General features: G+C 49.8%; 4 protein-coding genes and 3 pseudogenes. 1 reads left to right on the forward strand and 6 read right to left on the reverse strand.

All coding sequences use genetic code 11. From position 1 onward, the window contains the following. Positions 1–843: pseudogene (gene istA, locus OGV69_RS23435) on the forward strand (IS21 family transposase); the annotation flags it as partial. On the opposite strand, the pseudogene OGV69_RS23440 reads toward istA, so the two are convergent. The 6 genes and pseudogenes from OGV69_RS23440 to OGV69_RS23465 all read right to left on the reverse strand — a co-directional run. Continuing rightward, a pseudogene (locus tag OGV69_RS23440) lies at positions 835–1,053 on the reverse strand (IS66 family transposase); the annotation flags it as partial. The pseudogenes istA and OGV69_RS23440 overlap by 9 nt on opposite strands. Before the next feature lie 49 nt (positions 1,054–1,102). Then, positions 1,103–1,450, reverse strand: a complete 348-nt coding sequence (tnpB, locus tag OGV69_RS23445; RefSeq protein ID WP_047357846.1) for an IS66 family insertion sequence element accessory protein TnpB — start codon at positions 1,448–1,450, stop codon at positions 1,103–1,105. A gap of 430 nt (positions 1,451–1,880) precedes the next feature. Continuing rightward, a pseudogene (locus OGV69_RS23450) lies at positions 1,881–2,546 on the reverse strand (IS3 family transposase); the annotation flags it as partial. Positions 2,547–2,574: 28 nt separating this feature from the next. Continuing rightward, entirely contained in the window at positions 2,575–4,068 is a 1,494-nt protein-coding gene (locus OGV69_RS23455; RefSeq protein WP_048999018.1) for a hypothetical protein, read from the reverse strand. Then, the gene (locus OGV69_RS23460; RefSeq protein WP_047357844.1) at positions 4,040–5,101 is read right to left on the reverse strand and encodes a nucleoid-associated protein; all 1,062 of its coding nucleotides are present in this window, start codon (positions 5,099–5,101) and stop codon (positions 4,040–4,042) included. Before OGV69_RS23460 ends, OGV69_RS23455 begins: the two co-directional genes overlap by 29 nt. A gap of 218 nt (positions 5,102–5,319) precedes the next feature. Continuing rightward, the gene (locus OGV69_RS23465; RefSeq protein ID WP_047357843.1) at positions 5,320–6,567 is read right to left on the reverse strand and encodes a tyrosine-type recombinase/integrase; all 1,248 of its coding nucleotides are present in this window, start codon (positions 6,565–6,567) and stop codon (positions 5,320–5,322) included. Positions 6,568–6,805 lie beyond the last annotated feature (238 nt).

Below are 6,805 nucleotides of genomic sequence, written 5' to 3' on the forward strand. Positions count from 1 at the left end.
TCCGACAGCCGTCCTGGCGAACTGGGGGATCCTGACTGGGCTGAAATCCACATGGAGCTGCGTAAAAAAGGCGTCACCCGTCATCTGTTATGGGAGGAATACTGTCAGCGGGTACCTGTCAGGGCATACAGCTACTCACAGTTCTGCTACTGCTATCAGGCATGGTGCCAGTTGCAGAAGCGCTCCATGCGCCAGCAGCATATCGCCGGGGAAAAATGCTTTATCGACTACTGCGGGCCAACGATTACTGTCATCTCGCCGGAAACTGGCGAATGCCGCCAGGCACAGATCTTCGTAGCCGTTCTGGGGGCCTCAAATTATACCTTCGCTGAAGCCACCTGGACGCAGTCACTGCAGGACTGGCTTCTCAGCCATGTCAGGATGCTGGAGTTCTTTGGTGGAGTACCCGAAATACTGGTACCGGATAATCTGAAAAGCGCGGTAAACAAGGCCTGCCGTTACGATCCCGAGCTGAATCCATCCTACCAGCAACTGGCTGAGCATTATCAGGTTGCAGTGATACCCGCCCGTCCCCGAAAGCCCAGAGACAAACCCAAAGCGGAGGTAGGCGTGCAAATCGTCGAACGCTGGTTCCTGGCCCGGTTACGTCACCAGGTCTTCTTCTCGCTGTCGGAGCTGAACCACTGTATCCGTACGCTGGTTGCCAGCCTCAATGCGCACCCCTTCAAAAAGATTCCCGGCAATCGCAGGGAAGCCTTCGCAAGATTGGATCAGGCCGCGCTTCGCCCTCTGCCGGTACATCCATGGCGCTACCTGCATATTAAAAAAGCGAAAGTGAATATCGATTACCACGTTGAATCTGAGCAGCATTATTACTTTGTTCAGGTCAGCTTCCATCTGCGCGATACGGCGGGAGACCTTTTCGGAACGACTGCCGAAGTTCATCCGGCGGAGCTTGTCCAGTTGCGCCTGCAGATAGTCTATTTCGCGTTCACGGGAGGCCAGTTTTTCCAGCAGGGCCTGGTTCAGCGCTTCCTGTTCGGCAAGGCGCTGTTTCAGCTGAAGGATGTCGTCAGAAGAGGTGTCGTTCATAAGCCCGTATTTTACCAGGCTTATACAGCAACAACCAGGATAAAGAGGACTACAGCATGGTCAGGGATGTCAGCAGCCTTTTAGGCTGTCGCCAGTCGATGCCCTCGAGGAGCATCGCCAGTTGTGCCGGCGTCAGGAACACTTTGCCATCGCGGGCCGACGGCCAGGCGAAGCGGCCGCGCTCCAGCCGTTTGGTCAGCAGGCACAGCCCGTCGCCGGTTGACCACAGCAGTTTGACCTGACTGCCGCTAAGGCCCCGGAAGATGAATACGTGGCCGGACATCGGATCATCTTTGAGCGCTGTCTGCACCTTTGCGGTGAGGCCGTTGAAGCTATTACGCATATCGATGATACCGGCAAGCAGCCAGATTTTGGTCCCGGAAGGTAACGGGATCATCGCTTCAGTTCCTGTATCAGCAGAGTCAGAAGTTTTGCGCTGACAGAGCCATTGAGGCGGAGCGTCCCGTGCCGGAAGCTCACTTCACAGCTGATGCTGAGCTCTGAGTTCTCAGCGGGCTGTTCTGGCTGTACGGCGGTGGCATCGAGAGCCACAGGAAGTAGCTGAGGACGCTCTGAGGAAGGTAATAGCAGCTTTCCCTCTCGCCACTGCTGGTGCCATTTGAACAACAGATTAGCGTTAATGCCATTTTCAAGCGCCAGTTTTGAGATGGATATCCCGGGTTAGCAGGAGGCGGCAACGAGCTGCTGCTTAAACTCCGGAGAATAATTAGGGCAGCCTTTACGTCTGCCGGGAGTTACATTTTTCTGCATATCTGACACTTTGGTTCCCACTACTTATTGGTCTGCGCCCCAGATCTTGGACAACCCTATGCAGCTTGCCTTAGTCGGTATTCTACCGTACTAAGGCCTCCAAGTTTTTCTTTTATTCTCAGATTGTTGTAATAATCAATATAGCTGGTGATGTCTCGTTTTAACTCTTCCACGCTTTTGTACTCATTAAGGTAATAGCATTCAGCTTTCAACGTCCCGAAGAAGCTCTCTATTGCGGCATTATCAAGGCAATTTCCCTTACGTGACATGCTCTGGGTTATACCATTGCTCATTAGCCATTGCTGCCATCGCGGCATCTGATATTGCCAACCTTGATCGCTATGCAGGAGTGGTCGTTCAGCTTTAGCCAACAGTTTCATAGCGTCGGTGAGCATAGTATTCACCATCGATGGCAATGGATGGGCAGCAAGGTTGTAAGCGATAATTTCACCATTATAAAGATCCATTATCGGTGATAAATAAAGCTTCCGACCATTTACTTTAAATTCAGTGACATCTGTTACCCACTTCTCGTTTGGTCGCTCTGCATCAAACTGTCGCTTCAGGATGTTATCGCAGGTTCTACCTTCTGACCCTCTGTATGATCGGTATTTTTTTATGCGGATCAGACTGCTAATCCCCAGCTCTTTCATTAATTTTCTGACAGTTTTACCGTTAAGTAATACCCCCTCGTTACGGCATGCCAGTCTGATCCTTCGATATCAGGGCTGAGTATGATCTCTGATTGCTTCATTTCAGCCCTGAAGGATACACAAGAACCCCGTTCGGTCCGCATTGGACCCACGAAGGAGTCAGAAACTGTAGCCCACTCATAACCCAGGTGTAGCCAGACTGAAAGAGCATACTGATCGACCAGAATTCACTCGCTGCTGCCGTGAGTAATAGTGTGACCAGAATAAGTACTATGATCGACGTTAGTCGCTCAACCCGGTGATATGACTGCATTGCGGCATTAACAGGAAGACCTGCCAGCTCCTGGTAATCCTGTTCATCCAGAAAACCATATAACTTATTTCTCCAGGTGGTTCTGTTTTTTCCCAGCAGTAAAAGGGAATGCCTGTTGATATAGACCGACACCCCGTATGAGATGGCGATATACAGGGCCAGTGCACAAAATGCCAGGGCATACACTTTTTGCGGACCACTTGCCTTCAGAGCCTCCAGACTGTAGCGAAGAACCAGCGTGCTGATAACCAGGGCCATATCTTTCCACAACGCGGAAGACAGGTCTCGCGACTGCTGCAGAATTTTTTGGGTATCCTCTGTCAGGTTTTTTCGCAAATCGCCCAGCGATTTCAGGGTGTCTTTTCCCCCCGTCCGGATATGGGCCTTGTAGAGCAGCCTGGCTGACTCCAGCGCAGGGGGGAGCCGGTACACAATGCCTTCACAGAATGTGACACCCTCCGGCCATTCTCTGGCCAGTTCGCTGGACAGAAAGGTATGTTTAAGCTCAATTTCGTCCCCTTCCAGAAAAATCCATTTTGCCGTTTCCTGAATGACGTCAAAGGCGGACAGAGTCTCATGTTCTTCCCCGAAAGAGATTTTCCGTGGCGGTTTTCCGGACAATCCGACTTTTTTTATTTCAGCGGAAAAAAGCTCATTGGCGAAACACTTCAACAACTCCCGGCAGGCGAGCGACGCCCAGAGCTTCATGGGTTCGTCGGTCATTTTATCGCCGGATATCAGGATCCAGGGGGTGATGGTATCCGGAGGAAGAAAGTCGGTTGAAAAACACCTGATAATACTTTTTGTGGCGGAGACTGTCCGGGTGGGGGCGTTGGTTTCGCTCTCTTCCGGCTGCATCTGTTTCCATGGCACAACCTTCCACTGTTGTGTTTCAAACGATTCATTGACAAACAGGGCGTAGATACGGTGATACTGACGAAGCCTAGGATCCTGGAGTAAAAACGTGCGCCACCCTTCCAGGGTGAAGAGTCGCAGGATCCCGGGGATCTCATCGCTGATTATGGTGATAAAGTGTTTCTGACCGGGGACACCCTGCGCAGGGTGGATATCATCCCGACTTTCATCAACAAAGGTGATCCTAAGGTTTTCAGCATCAGTATCTATCACATCTCCCCATAACTGAAGGGTGTCATTATCCATGGTTCCGGAAATGAACAGTTTCCGGGTGGTTGTTTGCTGATCTTCCGTGATCACCAGATCAGATGCGCGGCGTGAGCAGTCAATTGCCTTACCGATTTTTTCCAGTATCGATGTCATCTGTCACCAGCCCAGCAGTCACAATCACTATACGTTTTCGCCCGTCTTCCATCGTTTCGATATCCGGGGCATTATCCTCATCGTAGATAACGATAACATCTTCCAGTGTTTCCAGTTTTCTTTTCCGTGGCTTAGGGATGTTCTCAGGGACGATCCGGAAAGATTCACCTGAAATGCCCAGGTCTTTTATTTTTCGGGTGAAGGATTTGACCAGTGGATGATCTTCTTCCATTGGTCCAAAAATCTGGTTCAGCAGGGAAAGCGGCTCATCGGTATTAAAATCCTGTGCCCCGTGATGTAACGTTTCATAAATCTTGTTAACACCACTGCGTCTGATGTCGTCCGGCAGCAGGTCGCGGTGCTTTTTGAAGACATCCTTAAGCGCGGCAACCAGTTTGTTGCTGAGGTCGGTTGTACTGTTGACTCGTTGTACCTGCAAAAAACGCTCAAAATAAACGGAGATATTGGTTCGTTTGCTGCGATCCCGTACGACAACCTGTCCACCCTGAGCATCTGCCGTCAGGCGGACCAGAGCAATTTTCTGCATGGCTTCCGCTTTCTTGACGAAACTTTCGCGGAAACGTTCGAGTCTGGGGACCTGAAACTCGTTTCCTTCTTCATCCAGCACGTAACGCACCACATCTTCATTATCATATTTAATGAGAGCAAACAGTTTTTCATCGTTGAGGGTGCGAAGCTCAAAAAGAAAGAATACCCCCATACTGGCATTCTTGGTGTGATGGTGAGACTGAAAATCGTTTGCAAGAAAGGTGGACTGTTCGGTGAAACTACTGGTGTTGGTATCGGCATGGTTCCTGATGAGGCGCAGAATACGCTCTGTATTGGACAATTCCGTAAACCGGAACATGTTACCGCTTAATGCAGATTTAATCCGCTCCAGAAAAAAATCGACGTGTTCAGGCGGTGATATTTCACTGAGCAGCACGGGGATCTCCAGTTCCCCGCCAACGACATGGAAAATCATTCGTTTTATTGTCAGTGCATTAATTTCTTCATCCGTTAAAAAGCTCATAGTGGCATCCCGTTATTTCGTGTCTTATTTTATCATTAATTGCTGTGGCAGGCTTTAACCTGGGTAGTATAGGTAATCCACTGTCCCTGCGTAAAATATTTCAGCTCAGGGTCAGGTGTTAGTGAGCCTCCAATACCTCTGTGAATAAAGGTATACAGGGAAAAAAATAAAATAAGGAAACATTCTCCCGGCATTTCTGCCGGGAGAAAAGATTATAATTATTGTCTGGCGTAATCGAAAGGTGAGACCGGCTTTTCATGGTTTGCATCCAGAAAATCCCCCCACCACTGCAGCATGAGCCTGCGTTCATCCAGAAACTCCGCTTTATGAATGTAAGCTGCACGTACGCCATTACGTTCCTGATGGCTCATCTGGCGTTCAACAGCATCTCTCGACCATAACCCTGACTCAATCAACGAACTACAGGCCATTGCCCGGAAGCCGTGGCCACAGACATCGACCTTTGTATCGTACCCCATCAGGCGTAACGCGTTATTCACCGTATTTTCACTCATGGGTTTCCACGGATTGTGATCGCCAGTGAAAATCAGCTCATATTCCCCGCTGATGGTGTGGATCTCTTTCAGAATCTCCAGCGCCTGAGTCGAGAGTGGCACCAGATGCTCTGTCCGCATTTTTGAGCCACGATAGGAATACTTCACCCCTTCAATCGGTTTCCGCTCTGGAGGAATGGTCCACATGGCTTTCCTGAAGTCGATCTCAGACCACCTGGCAAAGCGAAGCTCACTGGAACGGATGAAGATAAGCAGGGTAAGTTTAGTTGCCAGTCGGGTGAGAGGTTGTCCTCTGTAGGCATCCAGCCGTTCAAGTAGCTCTGAAATACGATTTAAGGCGAGGGCAGGGCGATGCTGGCGTTTCACCGTCGTTAAAGCACCAGCCATATCTACGGCAGGGTTATAACTGATAATGCCTGACTGAGCAGCATAGCGCATGATTGCAGTGATACGCTGCTGAAGGCGGGCTGCAATCTCATAAATCTCTTTAGCTTCGGCTGCTTTAACGGGAACAAGTAAATCGGGAGTCCTGAGGGTGGTAATGTCACGTGAGCCAATAAAGGGAAACACATGTGTCTCCAGGCTTTTCAGTATTTTCTCGCTATGAGAATCCGACCATTTTTTATTGCTCTTATGCCACTGTCTTGCGATGCCTTCAAATGTCTGAGCTGTTTCGGGTACAGATTTTTTGATCCGTTTCTGTTCGCAAGGGTCAGTTCCCTCAGCTATCAGCTTCCTCGCAGTATCGCGTTTTTCCCTTGCTTCTGATAACGAGACTTCAGGATAGACGCCCAGAGCAAGTGTTTTCTCTTTGCCCAGAAATCGGTATCGGAGCCGCCAGTAGCGCGAGCCGTTAGGGTGAACAAGCAAAAACATGTTGCCGCTGTCGGCAAGTTTATAAGGTTTATCATCCGGTTTAGCTGCACGGATTTTAGCGTCAGTGAGCGCCATTGGCGGTATCTCCTGATAGTAAAAAGGGTATAAATTTTATCGAATCAGACTATACCCTCAGTTATACCCTCGCAAGGGACTTGATGCGGGTTGAAGTTGATTGAGCTGGGTGGAGTTAAGGGATTGTAGAAGTGTTGCTTTTGGCGGGCTTAGAATGCAAAAACGGACCTCCGTGGAGGTCCGTTGATATGAATTTGGTGCCCGGACTCGGAATCGAACCAAGGACACGGGGATTTTC

Origin of the sequence: Citrobacter sp. Cc139, assembly GCF_030334645.1 — a bacterium.
Taxonomy (GTDB): Bacteria; Pseudomonadota; Gammaproteobacteria; order Enterobacterales; family Enterobacteriaceae; genus Citrobacter; species Citrobacter werkmanii.